Origin of the sequence: Modicisalibacter sp. 'Wilcox' (genome assembly GCF_010993675.1) — a bacterium.
In the GTDB taxonomy this organism is placed as follows: domain Bacteria; phylum Pseudomonadota; class Gammaproteobacteria; order Pseudomonadales; family Halomonadaceae; genus Modicisalibacter; species Modicisalibacter tunisiensis.
This window is the reverse complement of sequence record NZ_WNXF01000011.1, coordinates 1-14,723: the sequence shown is the minus strand read 5'-3', so window position 1 is coordinate 14,723 and position 14,723 is coordinate 1. Positions and strand designations below refer to the sequence as shown.

Sequence of the window (14,723 nt, the reverse complement as noted above, 5' to 3'; positions counted from 1 at the left end):
CCCGCTAAACGGGCCGCTTTCTGACGTGAAAAGGCCGACCAGAATAGCCACTCTCGCCTGCCGGCGCAATTCTCGCACCGACATTCCGCACCCATAAACCGCCGAAAAAACGCGACCTTAGCGCACAGCTTCGAAAAAACCCCAGCCCTGTCAAAGGCTTAGAATCGAATCCCGAAAACTCTGGCGCGCCTCGCTGCCAGCCGTTCTGTCGACAATCTTCCCCATGCCAATCCTGCATGAGTCATGCGAATGCTGACAGAACCCCCCGACCGACAGGCACAAAAAAACCCGCTCCAGGAGCGGGCTTGCGGTGCCGCCGGGCCGGTGCGAGTCAGGCACGCGGATAGGCGTCGATGAAGGCGGCCAGTTCGGCCGGCGGGGTCGCATCGTGCAGACAGGCATCGCCCAATGCCTGCAGCAGCACCAGGCGAATGCGATCGTCGAGATTCTTCTTGTCGAGGCGCATGCGGACGATGAACGCCTCGGCATCCATGGCCGCCGGCGCCGCCACGGGCAGCCCGGCCGCGTCGAGCACGGCCTCGACACGCGCCACGTCGTCCGCCTCGAGCCAGCCCAGCCGGTGAGACAGCGCGGCGGCCATGGCCATGCCGGCACCCACCGCCTCGCCGTGCAGCCAGACGCCGTAGCCCTGGTGCGCCTCGATGGCATGGCCGAAGGTGTGGCCCAGATTGAGCAGCGCGCGCACGCCCTGCTCGGTCTCGTCCTCGGCCACTACCTCGGCCTTGATCGCACAGCTGCGGCGGATCGCCTCGCCGAGGGCCGTGTCGTCCAGCCCGCGCAGCGCCGGCATTTGCGCCTCGAGCCAGCCGAGGAAGTCGCGATCGCGGATCAGCCCGTACTTGATCACCTCGGCCAGCCCCGCCGAGAGCTCGCGCCCGGGCAGCGTACGCAGCGTTGCAGTGTCGATCAGCACCGCCCGCGGCTGCCAGAAGGCACCGATCATGTTCTTGCCGCGCGGGTGATTGACACCGGTCTTGCCGCCCACCGAGGAGTCGACCTGGGAGAGCAGCGTGGTCGGCACCTGGATGAACGCCACGCCGCGCTGGTAGCAGGCGGCGGCGAAGCCGGTCATGTCGCCGATGACCCCGCCACCCAGCGCGACCAGCGTGCAGCGCCGATTGAAGCCGGCGGCCAGCAGGGCATCCCAGATGCGCTCCACGCTGGCCAGGGTCTTGGTCGCCTCGCCATCGGGCAGCACCACCTCGCGGACCTCGAGGTCGGCGTCGAGCCCGCGCTTGAGCGTCTCGAGATACAGCGGCGCGACCGTCTCGTTGGTGACGATCATCACCTGCCGGCCGGCCAGATGCGGGCACAACCGCCCCGGCTCACCGAGCAGGCCGGCGCCGATGTGGATCGGGTAGCGCCGCTCGCCGAGCTCGACGTTCAGGGTCCGCACGCGGGAGTCGCCGTCTTGGCTCATGGAGTCACACCTTGGTCTGCAGCGGGTCGACGAGGCGCTCGACGCGCTTGAGGATTTCATTGACCACCGAACGCGGCCCGCGCCGGTCGGTGCGGATGACCAGATCGGCGGTGGCGCGATACAGCGGATCGCGGCGCTCGAACAGCTCGGCGAGCACCGCCCGCGGGTCCTTGTTGCGCAGCAGTGGCCGGTTGCGGTCCTTGGCGGTGCGCTTGAGCTGCTGATCGACGCTGGTCTGCAGATAGATCACGGTGCCGCGCTCGCGCAGCGCCCGGCGGTTGGCCTCGTTCATGACCGCGCCGCCACCGGTGGCCAGCACGATGCCGTCGAGCCCGGTGAGCTCGTCGATCATCTGCACCTCGCGTTCGCGAAAGCCGGCCTCGCCCTCGATATCGAAGATCCAGGGGATATCCGCGCCACAGCGAGCCTGTATTTCATGGTCGCTGTCGTAGAAATCGCGCTGCAACTCGGACGCCAGAAGGCGGCCGATGGTGCTTTTGCCGGCCCCCATGGGGCCGACCAGAAAGAGATTGGGAAAACCCTGCATCAGCGAATCGCCAGATTGTCCTCGATGATCTTCGGGGTGATGAAGATCAGCAATTCTACCTTTTCATTGCTCTGTTCGGTATAGCGGAACAGCTTGCCGAGCACCGGCAGGTCACCGAGCAGGGGGGTCTTGTAGAGATTGTGCAGCTGTTCGGTGGTGAGAATGCCGCCCAGCACCACCGTTTCGCCGTTGTTGACCAGCACCTGGGTCTGGATCTGATTGGTGTCGATGGCCGGTGCGCCATTGAACTGGGTGTTGGCAACATCGTCGTTGTTGATGGTCAGATCCATGATGATGCGATCGTCGGGAGTGATCTGCGGCGTCACCTCCAGCGACAGCACCGCCTCCTTGAACTCGACGTTGGTCGCCCCGCTCGAGGTGGATTCCTGATAGGGAATTTCCTGGCCCTGCTTGATCATCGCCGGCTGCTGGTTGGCGGTGATCACCTTGGGCTGGGAGATGGTCTGGCTCTTGCCCTCGCTCTCCAGGGCCCGCAGCTCCAGATCCAGCAGCACGTCGCCGGACAGGTAACCGAAGTTGAACGACGAACCGGGGTTGGCCGCGCTGCCCAGGTCCACGGCCAGGCCACCGTAGGCACGCCCCGTGCCGGTGGTGGCGGTATTGACCACATCGTTGCCGGTGCCGGACGGCTGGTTGTTGGAGGTCACACCCCAGTTGACCCCCAGCTCCCGGGCCGCCTTGTCGCGGGCGATGACGATCCGCGCCTCGATCTGCACCTGGCGCACCGGGATATCCAGCTGATTGATGGTGTCGCGGATCTGCTCGATCTGTTCGGCGGTCTCCTGGACGATCAGGGTATTGGTGCGCTCGTCGACACTGATCCGGCCCCGCTCCGAGAGCAGGCCCAGGCCGTTGTCGCCGCGCAGCAGCGTGGCCAGCTGCGCGGCCTTGGCATAGCGTACCGGAATGTAGGCGGTGGTCAGCGGCGCCAGCGCCTGCTGTTGCTGGCGCGCCTCGAGTTCCTGGCGCTCCATGGCCGCCAGCTCGTCGGCCGGCGCCACCATCAGCACGCTGCCGACGCGCCGGCTGTCCAGCCCGTGGCTCTTGAGCACCAGGTCCAGCGCCTGATCCCAGGGCACGTCCTGCAGGTTGAGGGTCACACTACCCTGCACGCTATCGCTGGCCACCACGTTGAGCCCGGTGTACTCGCCGATGATCGACAGCACCTCGCGCACCTTGATGTCCTGGAAGTTGAGCGTGATCTTCTTGCCAGTGTAGGGGAATTGCTGCTTCTGCTGTTCGCGCTGCGCCGCCTGGCTGACCGGCCGCGCCTCGATGGTCAGCTGCCGGCCGCTCTGGGTCGACACCATGGCGTAGTCACCGCGGGTCTCGATGCGCAGCCGGGTACCGTCGCCGTCGCTGGCCGGCACCACACGCTGCATCGGCGTGCCGAAGTCGCCGACATCGAGCACCTGATTCCACTCGGCGGGCAGCTCGACCCGGCCCAGCGTCGCGACGATGTGGCCGCCTTGCTCGCTGACATCGGCCGCCACCCCCGCACGGTCGAAGCTCACCACCAGGCGGCCGGCGCCGTCCGCGCCGCGCCGGAAGTCGATATTGTCGATCGTCGGCGCTCCCGAGACCGACGTGTGCCGGGCGCTCCCGGACGAGCCACTTGCGGCGCGTCGCGCCGCGTCCCGGCCCAGCGTCAGCACCAGCGTCCTGCCCTGTTCGTGGGTGGCGTAGGGCAGCGGCTGATCGAGATTGAAGACCAGCCGCGTGCGCTCGCCCGCCGACAGGGCGACGACATGATCGACCCCTGCCATGCCCAGATCGAAGCGCCGCCGATCGAGCCGGCTGACGGTGTCCATCAGATCGATGGCCAGACGCGGCGGCGAGCCGACCCGATAGCCGCGCACCTCGGGCACCTGGTCGTCGAAGTGCAGCCGCACGTCGAGCTGGCCGTCGCTGCGCTGCTCGAACGACAGATCGGTGAGCGTCGACGCCGCCATGACCGGCAGGGCCAGCAGCACGAGGGCGGCGCTCAGCAGTCCGCGAATCAAAGCCTTCATGGGATCCTCTCGTCACCTCGCGACGCCGCCCCGCTCCGGGGCGGCGTCGTGTCGTCGTGGTTCGTGTCGCCACCGCCCAGCGACAGCGTCTGCCAGCGTTCGTCCCAGCCCTGCCCGCCGTCGGCCACCAGCTCCACCAGGCGTACCCGGCCGTCATCGATGGCGACGATGCGCCCGAAGTCCGTGCCCAGGTGCGCGCCCACGCCCAGCGAATGCACCTTGCCGGCGGGGTCGCGCACCAGAGCGACGTGGCGCTCGCCGATCGACAGGGTGCCGACCAGGGTCAGGGCGTCCAGGGGAAAGCGCTCCAGCGCCTCCTTGGGCCGCGACAGGTCCGGCGTCAGGTCGCCGCTGCCGGAGGCGGCGCTGCGGGTGTCCGGCCGCTCGGGACGGAACGGGCTGCGGGCATCCGCCTGTTCGTAGGCCACCGGACGATACTCGGGGGTGTCGGGCAGCGCCGGCAGCTTGCCGCTGGGGCGATCGCGCAGCGTGGCCAGCCTGGCGTCCAGCGCGTCGAGCCGAGCGTCGCCGCAGCCGGCCAGCGCAGCCAGCAGCACGCCCAGCAACAAAAGGCGTTGCGCCCTCATGAGCCGCCCTCCGCCGTGTCGGCCGACTCGCCCGCCTCCTGCGCCCGGTGGTTGTAGGTCTTGGCCAGCATCGAGAGCTTGAGGGTGCCCTGCTCGTCCACCGGCGTCAGGGTGAAATCGTGCAGCGTGACGATACGCGGCAGGGCAGCGACGCCGGACAGGAAGGCGGCGATACGATGGTAGTCGCCCTCCACCTGAATGGAGAACGGCTGCTCGATGTAGTAGGCCTTCTCGACCGGCGTCTGCAGGCGGATGACGTCGATGGTCAGGTGATGCTGCCGGGCGGTATCGCTGATGTCATCGAGCAGCGACGGCACCTCGGCGCCGGTAGGCAGCATCTTCAGCAACGTGTCCATGCGCGTTTCCAGGGTCTGCATCTGGCGGCGCATGGCGGGCAGGTTGGCCGCCTGGTAGGCCTTGGTCTCGTACTGCGCGAGCAGGGCGTGCTCCTGCTGCCGGGCCTGCTCGAGGCGGTCCAGCCGCGGTGCGGCCACGAAGTGATATCCCAGCCAGAACAGCACCAGCCCCACCAGCAGGCAGGTCAGCACCTGCAGCGATACCGGCCAGTTGCCCGCCTCGCGCAGGTCCAGCTCGCGCCAGTCCACCTCGCGCAGCCGCCGCCATTCCGCCGCCAGCCTCATAGGGATTCCTCCGTGTCCGCGCTCCGGGACGCCGGGCGCTTGTCCACGAGCCGCTCGTCCACGCTCAGGCTGAACGCCCGCCAGCCGTCCTCGGCGGCCTGCACTTCCGAAAGCGTCGGCACGCCGAAGACCGGGCTCGCCTCGAGCGCGCGCATCTGCGCGGACACCTGTCGGTTGGTACGCGCCTTGCCGCTCAGGCGCAGCATGTCGCCCTCGCGCTCGAGCCGGGTGTAGTAGACGCCGTCCTGCAGGCTGGCGGCGAGCTGGTTGAAGACTCGCACCGTCTGCGGCCGGCTGAACTGCAGTTGGCGGATCAGGTCGATCTGGGTCAGCATTCGCTCGCGTGTCTCGCGGAAGTCGCTCAGGGTCGAGATGTCCTGATCGAGCCGGCGTGCCTGCGCCTGAATGTAGTCGTTGCGCCGCTGCTGGCTGTCGAGGCGCTGCTGGTAGAGCGTGGCCACGCCCCAGGCACCGGCGACGGCCAGCAGCGTGACCAGCCCGAGAATCACCAGAAAGCGCCGGTTGCGACGCTCGCGGCGCGCCTCGCGCCACGGCAGCAGGTTGATCTCGATGCTCATGTCCCGGCCCTCATCGCCAGCCCGCAGGCGGTGAGCATCGCCGGCGCGTCGCTGGCCAGGGCGTGAATGTCGATGCGCGAATGGATCGCCATCCGCGCGAAGGGGTTGGCGACCTCGATGGTCAGGCCGCTGTCTTCGGCCAGACGCTCGCGCAGCCCGGGAATCACGCTCGAGCCGCCGGCCAGGATCAGCCGGCTCACGGCCGGGTGCCGGCCCGCGGTATAGTAGAGCTGCAGCGAGCGGCCGATCTGCTGGATCAGCGTCTCGATGAAGGGCGTCAGCACCTCGCCCTGATAATCCTCGGGCAGCCCGCCGCGCTTCTTGGCCAGCCCCGCCTCCTCGAAGCTCAGCCCGTAGCGGCCGCGAATCGCCTCGGTCAGCTGACGCCCGCCGAACACCGTGTCCCGGCTGAAGATGATGCGGTCGCCGCGCAGCACGTGAAAGGCGTTCATGTTGGCGCCGATGTCCACCAGGGCCACGGCGGGCTCCTCGTCCACCGCCGGCAGCTGGTGGCGCAGCTCGCCGAAGGCGCGCTCCATGGCGAAGGTCTCGACGTCCACCGCCGCCGGCTCCAGTCCCGCCTGCATCACCGCCTCGGTCAGCTGGCCGACATCCTGCTGACGACAGGCCACCAGCAGCACGTCCTGCTGGTCGCCGAACCGCTCGTTCAGCCCCAGCCGCTGGAAATCGAAGGCCACCTCATTGAACGGAAACGGAATGTGCTTGTCCGATTCCAGCTGAATGCGGGCCTCGATCTCGTCGTCGCTCAACGAGGCCGGCAGGGTCAGGGTCTTGGTGATGGCCGCGCTGGCGGGCACCGCCACCGCGACCCGCCGCGAATGGGGCTGGGCATGATCGACGGCGCGCTTGATCGCCTCGACGACATCCTCCATGCGGCGGATACGGCGCTCGACCACCGCGCCTTCGGCGAGCGGGCGCACGGCATAGCTGTCGACACGGAAGTGCTGGCGGCCCGGCCGGAGCTCGAGCAACTTCACCGTGGCCGAGGTGATATCGATACCGATCAGCCCCTTGCCGGACTGGCTCAACCCGAACAATGATGGTCCTCTGCGCGATGCGGTGATTATGGTTGTCATGCTGCAGTATCAGGCGTCTCGCCCGAGGCCACGAGACTACCTGATATACAGGCCATTTACACACGGCTCGCGGGGTCGCCCTTCAACGCTGGCCGGTCGTTCGCCGGATTCCTATAATGCGCTGCTCAAGGGATTGAACGCGCGCATCGCGGCCGACCGCCACCCGTACACCATGGATATCGCCCTTTCATGAAGCTTCTCAAACGCCTGCTGACCTCGACCCTGTGGTTCTTCGTGTCACTCGGCGCCGCCAGCCTCCTCGCCGTGATCGGCGCGGCGCTCTACTTCGCGCCCGGCCTGCCCGACGTCCACCAGCTGCAGGGCTACGAGCTTCAGACACCGCTGCGCGTCGTCACCCGGGACCACCAGCTGATCGGCGAATTCGGCGAGCAGCGCCGCCGCCCGGTCGACTACAGCGCCATCCCCCAGGACATGGTCGAGGCCTTCCTGGCCGCCGAGGACGCCAGCTTCTTCGAGCACCCCGGCGTCGATCCCAAGGGGCTCGTCCGCGCCGCACTGGAGCTCGTCACCCACGGCGGCAACATCCAGTCCGGCGGCAGCACCATCACCATGCAGGTGGCGCGCAACTACCTGCTGACGCTCGACCGCACCTTCACCCGCAAGATTCGCGAGATCCTGCTGTCGCTGCAGATGGAACAGATCCTCTCGAAGGACCAGATCTTCGAGCTCTACGTCAACAAGATCTACCTGGGCAACGGTGCCTACGGCATCGGGGCCGCCGCCAAGATCTATTACGACAAGCCGCTGGGTGAACTTACCCTGGCCGAGAAGGCGATGATCGCCGGGCTGCCCAAGGCGCCCTCCGCGCTCAATCCGCTGGCCAACCCGGAGCGCTCGCTGATCCGTCGCAACTGGATCCTCTATCGCATGCGCGAGCTGGGCTATATCGATCAGGCTGCCTATCAGCAGGCCGTGCAGGAACCGATCAGCGCACGCCAGCACGACACCCAGGTGGATGTCCAGGCGCCTTATGTCGCCGAGATGGCGCGCCAGTTCGCGGTCAACCACTTCGGCAAGGAAGACGCCTACTCCGGCGGCTACACCATCACCACTACGCTCGACGGCCGGCTGCAGCAGGATGCCCGCCAGGCACTCATCGAGGGCCTGATCGAGTACGATCGCCGCCACGGCTGGCGCGGTCCCGAACAGACCGACATCCCGCCCAGCCTGGTCGAGGCTCAGGACCAGACTCAGAAGAGCGGGCTCGAGGAGGAGCTTTCGGCCTCCCCCGAGGTCAGGAAGACCGCCCGCCAGGCGGCCCAGAGCAGTCAGGCCAAGGTCGAGGGCGTGGACGGCGACGTCAGCAACTGGCTGAAGGTGCTGCAGCGCACCCCCGCCTACGGCCCGCTGAAACCGGCCGTCGTGGTGGCCAGCGAAGGCCGCGAGATGCGCGTGCTGACCCGCGACGGCAAGGTCGAGACCATCGGCTGGGACGGCCTCAAGTGGGCGCGTGAATACCACAGCCCCAAATGGCGCGGCGACGTGCCCGCCAACGCCGGGGACATCGCCAAGCGCGGTGCGCTGGTGCGCGTCATGCAGACCGACGACGGTGACTGGCGGCTGGCCCAGCAGCCCGGCGCCGAGGCGGCGATCGTGGTGCTCGACCCGCAGACCGGAGCCATCCGCGCCCTGCAGGGCGGTTTCAGCTTCGACGCCAGCAAGTTCAACCGGGCGACCCAGGCCCAGCGCCAGGTCGGTTCCAACTTCAAGCCGTTCGTCTATCTGGCCGCCCTGCAGGAGGGCGGCATGACCGCCGCCACCATCATCAACGACGCCCCGGTGGTGATGGAGCAGTTCAGCGGCGACGACTGGCGCCCCGAGAACGCCGAGGGCGAGTTCCTCGGCCCCACCCGGCTGCGCGTCGGCCTGTACCAGTCGCGCAACCTGGTGACCATCCGCATCCTGCAGTCGCTGGGACTCGAGAAGGCCCTGACCTTCCTCGAGAACTTCGGCTTCGACAAGGCACGCCTGCCCCAGGGCCTGTCGCTGGCGCTGGGCAGCGCCTCGCTGACCCCGCTGGAGGTGGCCAACGCCTACGCGATTCTCGCCAACGGCGGCTTCAAGGTCTCGCCCTGGTACATCCAGCGGGTCAACAAGACCGATTCCGATCAGCCGATTCTCGAGACCACCCCGCAGGTCGCTTGCCGCGACTGCGCCGAGGACGCCACGCAGACACAGATCGACGGCAAGACCTACCCGCTCGCCCCGCGGGTGGTCGACCCCGATGCGCTGTACATCCTGCGCGACATCATGCGTGACGTGATCGAGAAGGGCACCGGCCGCGGCGCCCTGGACTTGAACCGCGGCGACATCGTCGGCAAGACCGGCACCACCAACGATCAGCGCGACGCCTGGTTCTCGGGCTTCAACTCGCGGCTGGAAACCACCGTCTGGGTGGGCAAGGACGACAACTCGAGCACCGGCGAGTACGGCTCCCAGGCCGCCCTGCCGATCTGGAAGAAGTTCATGGGCCCGGCGCTCAAGGGCACCCCGGAAGCCGCCCCGGAACAGCCCGAGGACATCGTCACCGCCCGCATCGATCCCCATACCGGCCAGCGTCTGCACGACGACCAGCCCGGCGGCATCGAGGAAATCTTCCGCAAGGAGAACCTGCCGGACTTCGCGCCGCGTCGCATCGACCAGCAGCTCGAGGACAGCAGCGGCGCCCAGGGCACCGGCACCTACGAAGCCATCTTCTGATACGAGGGCAACGGGCCCGTCCGGGCCCTGCCACTCTCCACCGGGGCGGCGTCGCGTTCACGCACGGCGCCACTCCGGCACAGTCGCAATTACAGGAGCCCCGACATGTCGTGGCGAACCCGCTTGTGGCGCACAGCGCTCCCGGGCGTGGGGCTGGCACTGCTGGTGGCGACGCCACCGGTACTGGCAGAGGAATCACTGTTCTACGCACCGCCCCGGCCCGGCGACGACACGCCCGAGTTCAGCGGCCAGGCCGAGCTGGGCTACACCAACCTCTCCGGCAACACCGACAGCGAGACGCTGATCGCCAAGGGGCGGCTGACCTGGATCACCGGCACGCTGACCCACACCCTGCGCGGCGAGACCCGCCAGGTGAAGGAGAACGGCAATGCCAGCGCCGAGCAGTACCTGGCGGCCGGCCGTGAACGCTACGATCTCGACGGCCCGCACTACCTGTTCGGCTTCACGCGCTGGGAAAAGGACCGCTTCAGCGGCTACGACTACCAGTTCACCACCATCATCGGCTACGGCCGGCAGCTGCTCGCGGGGCCGACCCACACGCTGTCGCTCGAGGCCGGTCCCGGCTACCGCCATGACGCACTGGCAAACGGCACCGACAAGGACCTGGCCGTGGGCTACGGCGCCCTGGACTACCAGTGGCAGTTCAGCGAAGGCTCGAACTTCCAGCAGGAACTCTCCGTCGAGGGCACCGACGCCAACGTCACCACGCGGGTGTTCTCGGCGATCACCGCCCAGCTCAATGCCCACCTGGCCCTGCGCCTCTCCCACGAGATCAAGAACAACTCCAACCCGCCCGAGGCCAGTGCCTCCGACACCGACCTGACCACCGCGGCCTCGCTGCTCTACCGCTGGTAGAAACGCCGACAGCCGGCACAGGGCCGGCTGTCGGAGGGGGCAGGCGAGGCGCCGCGGCGGGATCAGCCGTAGACGTCGGCCACGCTCTCCAGCGGATAGTGCGCCGGGTAGGAGCGCCGCGCCACGCCGGTATCCACCGCCGCCTGGGCGACCGCCGAGGAGACCCGGTCGAGCAGCCGCGCATCCAGCGGCGTGGGGATGATGTAACCGCGTCCGAACGACAGCGACTCCACCTCGTAGGCGTCGAGCACCGCCTGCGGCACCGGCTCGCGCGCCAGATCCTTGATGGCGTTCACCGCGGCGATCTTCATCGCCTCGTTGATGCAGGTCGCGCGCACATCCAGCGCCCCGCGGAAGATGAACGGGAAGCCCAGCACGTTGTTGACCTGGTTGGGATAGTCGGAACGCCCGGTGGCCATGATCACGTCGTCGCGGGTCTCATGGGCGACCTCCGGATGGATCTCCGGATCGGGGTTGGAGCAGGCGAAGACCACCGGATTGGCGGCCATCCGGCGCAGCTGATCGGGCGAGAGCAGGTTGGGGCCGGACAGGCCGACGAACACGTCGGCGCCGTCGATCGCCTCGTCCAGGGTGCGCTTGTCGGTCTCGGTGGCGAACATCGCCTTGTACTGGTTGAGATCGTCACGGCCGCTGTGGATTACGCCCTTGCGGTCGAGCATGAAGATGTTCTCGGCCTTCGCCCCGCAGGAGACCAGCAGCTTCATGCAGGCGATGGCCGCCGAGCCGGCGCCCAGGCAGACGATCCGCGCCTCCTCCAGCGACTTGCCGGCGATGTCCAGCGCATTGAGCATGCCCGCCGCGGTGACGATGGCGGTGCCGTGCTGGTCGTCGTGGAACACCGGGATGTTGCACTGCTCGATCAGCGCGCGCTCGATCTCGAAGCATTCCGGCGCCTTGATGTCCTCGAGGTTGATGCCGCCCCAGGTGTCGGCGATGCGCGTCACGGTGTCGATGAACGCCTGCGGGCTCTCGGCGTCGACCTCGATGTCCACCGAGTTGATGCCGGCGAAGCGCTTGAACAGCACCCCCTTGCCCTCCATGACCGGCTTGCTGGCCAGCGGCCCCAGATTGCCCAGGCCGAGAATCGCGCTGCCGTCGGAGATGACCGCCACCAGGTTGCCCTTGCCGGTGTAGCGGTAGGCGTTCTCGGGGTCCCTGGCGATTTCGCGGCACGGCTCCGCCACGCCCGGGCTGTAGGCCATGGCGAGGTGCTTGGCGGAGTCGGTCGGCTTGGTGATCTCGACGGACAGCTTTCCGGGGATCGGTTGGGCGTGATAGTCAAGCGCCGCTTGCTTCTTGGCGTCGGTCATGCTCGGTATCCGGTCGGTCATGGGATGTGCCGGCCAGAATATAGAAAAAAGTCTAATCGAACAACTCGACTCAACTTGCTGTTATGGAAGGGATTTAATCAACAGTTTGAAATAGTTTCCAGTTATTCGAAAAGCATTATACCTGGTCCGTCAGGCATAATGCGAAGCTTATCCCGGTCCGGCGAACGCCTACGCCGTCGCATCGGGCGACTGCCGATTGCCCTGCTCGTGGCGGGCGATGGCCGCATCCCCCTGCTGCGCCAGGGCCTCGAGCCGATCGATCTGCGTATCGAGCCGCGGCAGCGCCTCGCGCCGGTAGCGGGCGACATCGTCGAGCGCCGCCATCACGTCGCTGAAGGCCTCCGTCAGCGCCTGCTGGTCGAGCATCGCCGACGAGGCGCGGGTCTGGATCTCCACGCCCTGGCTGCGCAGCGCCCGGGCGGTGCCGGCTATCATCGACGAGGTGGCGCTGTTGAGCGCCTCGACGCGGTCCAGCACCAGGCGCTGGTTGGCCAGCGCCAGCGCCACGGTGACCGCCACGTTGAGGGCGGCGACGGTGACATTGATGGCCCGGTCGACGCCGCGCATCAGCTCGCGGTTGTTGCGGATCACCACCTCCAGCGCCAGCACCCCCTGCTGGCTCACCGCGCGCTGCTGCTGCAGGTCGACCAGCCGCTGGCGCAGCGGAAACAGCAGCTCCTCCTCGATGAAGGCCCGCTGCGGGTCGGCCTCGTCCAGCGCCAGGCTTCGCCGCTCGAGGCGTTCGTCGATCAGCCGCCCCAGCGCGACCTGTTGGTCGAGCTGCCCGAGGGTCTCGCGCAGCGCCGTCTGGTCGTCGGAGAGGGTCAGGTTGTCGCGCCGCAGCATGTCGCGCCCGCCCTCCAGGTCGTGGATGATGGCGTCGAGCGCCTGCTGGGCGTTCTCGAACTTCTGGAAGTAGCGGGTCAGCCGGCTGCCCACGCCGGGCAGCCGCGCCATCAGCTTGTCCCAGCGCCCGCCGCCCAGCGAATGGTGCTGCGGATCCAGCGCCGTCATGCGCTCGCGCAACTGCAGCAGCGACGCGGCCACCGGGCCGCCCTCGTCGCCCTGATGGGCCAGCCGGCGCAGCGGCGTCTTGAGCATCTCGCTCTGGTGCGCCGCCTGGCGCTGCAGCTCGAGCCCCAGGGCGTCGATCGCCTCGCGCTGGCCCGCCGCACCGCTTTCCGGGGTCATCAGCGCCTCGACGAAGGCCTCGGCCTCGGCGGCGAGCCGATCGTCGGCCGCCGACGCCTCGTCGGGCGCGAAGCGGCTTTCCAGCGTCTCGATCGCGGGCAGGGCCAGCGGACGGTCATCGGGCTGACGCGCATCGGTCATGGCGAAACTCCTTGGCGAGGGAACAGGGGCCGAAGGCGCGGCGTCATTGTGCGCCGCGCCCGTAACGCGCCGCCCCGGCGGCGAAGCGGCGCAGCTCGTTCAGTGCCCGGTCGGCGGCCACCGAGGCCTGCGGGCGCTGCGTCTCCACGCGGGCCAGCGCCACGGCGGCATCGTCGAGCGCGGTCAGCGCCGACTCGTTGCGGGCGGCCAGCTCGCGCAGGTGGCGCTCGGTCTGCTCGAGCAGCTCCAGGCGACGCTTGAGGGCCAGCCGCTCGGCCACCGACAGATGCACGCTCTCCTCGCTCAGGCGCCGCCGCACGAACTCGCCGTCGACCTCGGCCACGCCCCGCGCCTGCGAGGCCATGGCGGTGAGGTTGTCCACCGCGCCCAGCGACACCTCGCGGACCAGCGAACGGGCGCGATGAAAGGTCAGCTCCTCGGCGGCGAAGCGCTCGCCCAGCACCGCCAGCACATGCCGATAGCGGCTGTAGAGCCGGTCGGCCTGGACGGCGAAGTCGTCGCGGCCGGCGGTCTGCAGCTGCCGCTTGGCGTCGGCCAGTGCCAGCACCAGGTCGTCGGCATCGGACGGCGGGTGGTCGGGGTCGAGGGTCTGCACGCCCTTCTCGTGGGCCTGGCGGGCCTGCTCGGCGCGCCGATTCGCCGCCTCGGCCGCCTCCCGCGCTGCCCGCCGGCGCTCCCGGCGGCGAGCCAGCCAGCCGCGCCAGCGGCGCTCCAGCGGCAGCTCGACGGCGATCGCCCCCAGCCCGGCCAGCCAGCCGAGCAGCGACGGGCCGAAGCCGCCCCACAGCGAGGTCAGCCAGATCAGAAAGGCGATGAACGGCACCAGCAGCCAGTAGCGCAGGATCACCTGCAGGCGGTTGGGATGGGGCTCCGCCAGCGCCAGGCGCGGCTCGACCATGCCGATCAGAAACCAGGGTAGACAGGTCACGAACAGCCCGTAGGCCAGACCTTGAAGAAATGCCAGCATACGCCGCGGGCCCGCCGAAAAGGGAAGGAATCCTGATTGTAGAGGAAGCGTCTGGTCGCAATAAAGCCGCCCGGCGTCGTCCGTGAGCCTATCGCAGCCAGTTGTGATCTCCCGGTAGAATCATCCGGAGCCTAGCCGTGGGCGCAACTTCAGTCGCTATGGCCCCGCCACCGGACCCCGCCGTCGGGGATGAATCCCCTCCCACAAGGTGGTGACCGATTGCACCGGAGAACCGGCCTTTTGTGGGAGTGGCTTCAGTCGCGATGCACCCGCCACCGGACCCGCCGTCGGGGATGAATCCCCTCCCACAAGGTGGTGCCCGATTGCACCGGAGAATCGGCCCTTTTGTGGGAGCGACTTCAGTCGCGATGCACCTGCCACCGGACCCCGCCGTCGGGGATGAACCCCCTCCCACAAGGTGGCGCCCGCTTGCACCGGAGAACCGGCCCTTTTGTGGGAGATTCTATGTTGCCCGTCAAGCCTTGATGGGGCTTGGAGGGCGATATCCCGTCTCATGCTTCATCAGTGAA

The 14,723-nt window shown here is 68.2% G+C and carries 12 protein-coding genes; 2 read left to right on the top strand and 10 right to left on the bottom strand.

Annotated features, from left to right (window positions below):
* Positions 1-331: 331 nt before the first annotated feature.
* Genes aroB through pilM form a run of 7 tightly spaced genes read right to left on the bottom strand, consistent with a single transcriptional unit; the run spans position 332 to position 6,924 of the window.
* A complete protein-coding gene (aroB, locus tag G7A98_RS11050; RefSeq protein WP_163649735.1) occupies positions 332-1,441 on the bottom strand; it encodes a 3-dehydroquinate synthase in 1,110 nt (369 codons plus the stop codon).
* A gap of 4 nt (positions 1,442-1,445) precedes the next feature.
* Positions 1,446-1,988 (bottom strand): shikimate kinase AroK, encoded by a 543-nt coding sequence (gene aroK / locus G7A98_RS11045; protein WP_163649734.1) that lies wholly within the window; start codon positions 1,986-1,988, stop codon positions 1,446-1,448.
* Positions 1,988-4,021 carry a type IV pilus secretin PilQ family protein gene (locus tag G7A98_RS11040; protein WP_163649733.1) on the bottom strand — a complete coding sequence of 678 codons (2,034 nt, stop codon included), beginning with the start codon at positions 4,019-4,021 and terminating at the stop codon, positions 1,988-1,990. The genes aroK and G7A98_RS11040 overlap by 1 nt, the downstream gene beginning before the upstream one ends.
* Complete coding sequence (locus G7A98_RS11035; protein WP_163649732.1) at positions 4,018-4,608, bottom strand: pilus assembly protein PilP; 591 nt, start codon at positions 4,606-4,608, stop codon at positions 4,018-4,020. Before G7A98_RS11035 ends, G7A98_RS11040 begins: the two co-directional genes overlap by 4 nt.
* A complete protein-coding gene (gene pilO / locus G7A98_RS11030) occupies positions 4,605-5,249 on the bottom strand; it encodes a type 4a pilus biogenesis protein PilO (RefSeq protein ID WP_163649731.1) in 645 nt (214 codons plus the stop codon). Before pilO ends, G7A98_RS11035 begins: the two co-directional genes overlap by 4 nt.
* On the bottom strand, positions 5,246-5,827 hold the full coding sequence (locus tag G7A98_RS11025; protein ID WP_163649730.1) for a PilN domain-containing protein: 582 nt from the start codon (positions 5,825-5,827) through the stop codon (positions 5,246-5,248). The genes pilO and G7A98_RS11025 overlap by 4 nt, the downstream gene beginning before the upstream one ends.
* Positions 5,824-6,924 (bottom strand): type IV pilus assembly protein PilM, encoded by a 1,101-nt coding sequence (gene pilM, locus G7A98_RS11020; protein ID WP_163649729.1) that lies wholly within the window; start codon positions 6,922-6,924, stop codon positions 5,824-5,826. The genes G7A98_RS11025 and pilM overlap by 4 nt, the downstream gene beginning before the upstream one ends.
* A gap of 189 nt (positions 6,925-7,113) precedes the next feature.
* On the opposite strand from pilM, the gene G7A98_RS11015 reads away from it, so the two are divergent.
* Both G7A98_RS11015 and G7A98_RS11010 read left to right on the top strand, forming a co-directional pair.
* Entirely contained in the window at positions 7,114-9,645 is a 2,532-nt protein-coding gene (locus G7A98_RS11015; protein WP_163649728.1) for a penicillin-binding protein 1A, read from the top strand.
* Positions 9,646-9,750: 105 nt separating this feature from the next.
* Positions 9,751-10,521, top strand: a complete 771-nt coding sequence (locus G7A98_RS11010) for a DUF481 domain-containing protein (RefSeq protein ID WP_163649727.1) — start codon at positions 9,751-9,753, stop codon at positions 10,519-10,521.
* A 62-nt stretch (positions 10,522-10,583) separates the two neighbouring features.
* On the opposite strand, the gene G7A98_RS11005 is transcribed toward G7A98_RS11010, so the two are convergent.
* From G7A98_RS11005 to G7A98_RS10995, 3 genes are all read right to left on the bottom strand, one after another.
* On the bottom strand, positions 10,584-11,852 hold the full coding sequence (locus G7A98_RS11005; protein WP_163649726.1) for a malic enzyme-like NAD(P)-binding protein: 1,269 nt from the start codon (positions 11,850-11,852) through the stop codon (positions 10,584-10,586).
* Positions 11,853-12,041: 189 nt separating this feature from the next.
* The gene (locus tag G7A98_RS11000) at positions 12,042-13,205 is read right to left on the bottom strand and encodes a toxic anion resistance protein (protein ID WP_163649725.1); all 1,164 of its coding nucleotides are present in this window, start codon (positions 13,203-13,205) and stop codon (positions 12,042-12,044) included.
* A 43-nt stretch (positions 13,206-13,248) separates the two neighbouring features.
* Entirely contained in the window at positions 13,249-14,193 is a 945-nt protein-coding gene (locus tag G7A98_RS10995; RefSeq protein WP_163649724.1) for a cobyrinic acid a,c-diamide synthase, read from the bottom strand.
* Between the last annotated feature and the right edge of the window lie 530 nt (positions 14,194-14,723).